Below are 1,073 nucleotides of genomic sequence, written 5' to 3' on the forward strand. Positions count from 1 at the left end.
AACGCCGCTGTCATTAAATACGCCGCCCGGAGAGGTGAAACTGACCCTGGCAGGATGTGAAGAGCGAAATGCGCAGGGCATGTGTTCGTTGGCCGGTTTTACGCAAATCGTGAATGAAGCACGCATACCGGCGTGCAGTTTGTAATGCATAAAAAAGAGCATTCAGCTACCTGAATGCTCTGAGGCTGATGACAAACGAAGAACTGTCTAATGCGTAGACCGGAAAAGGAGTTCACGCCGCATCCGGTCACTTTACCTTCAGTTTTACTCTTTCTCGGAGTAACTATAACCGTAATAGTTATAGCCGTAACTGTAAGCGGTGCTGGCGCGTTTAATCACACCATTGAGGATAGCGCCTTTAATATTGACGCCTGCCTGTTCCAGACGCTGCATTGACAAGCTCACCTCTTTGGCGGTGTTCAGGCCAAAACGCGCAACCAGCAGGCTGGTGCCGACAGAGCGCCCCACGACCGCAGCATCGCTCACCGCCAGCATCGGCGGCGTATCGACAATCACCAGATCGTAATGGTCGTTCGCCCATTCCAGTAATTGACGCATCCGATCGCGCATCAGCAGTTCAGACGGGTTAGGTGGCATCTGACCGCGAGTAATCACATCAAAGCCTCCTTTGCCAAAATGCTGGATCACTTTGTTGAGCTCATCTTTACCTGCCAGATATTCCGACAAGCCATGTGCATTACTCACGGTAAACAGGTTATGCGAATAACCATGGCGTAAGTCGGCATCAATAAATAACACTTTTTGATCGGACTGGGCGATCACCGCTGCCAGAGTTGAACTGACAAATGTTTTACCACTGTCTGGCGTCGCACCGGTGATCATCAGAATGTTATTCTCAGTCTCCATCATAGCGAAATGCAGACTGGTTCGTAGCGCACGTACGGCTTCCACAGCAGAATCCGCCGGGTTATCCACCGCCAGGAAGGGGATATTTTTAGGGAAGGTGCGAATAAGCGGGGAAATTCTTCTCGGCTGACTCAGTCATTTCATTTCTTCATGTTTGAGCCGATTTTTTCTCCCGTAAATGCCTTGAATCAGCCTATTTAGACCGT

Annotated in this window: 2 pseudogenes; one reads left to right on the top strand and one right to left on the bottom strand. The window is 50.0% G+C overall.

Annotated elements, in window-relative coordinates:
- Positions 1 to 145 (top strand): annotated as a pseudogene (locus RDN66_RS20295) (phytase AppA); the annotation flags it as partial.
- A 119-nt stretch (positions 146 to 264) separates the two neighbouring features.
- On the opposite strand, the pseudogene RDN66_RS20300 reads toward RDN66_RS20295, so the two are convergent.
- Positions 265 to 957, bottom strand: a pseudogene (locus RDN66_RS20300) (polysaccharide biosynthesis tyrosine autokinase); the annotation flags it as partial.
- Positions 958 to 1,073 lie beyond the last annotated feature (116 nt).

This window comes from uncultured Kluyvera sp. (assembly GCF_902485085.1).
Classification (GTDB): Bacteria; Pseudomonadota; Gammaproteobacteria; order Enterobacterales; family Enterobacteriaceae; genus Kluyvera; species Kluyvera ascorbata.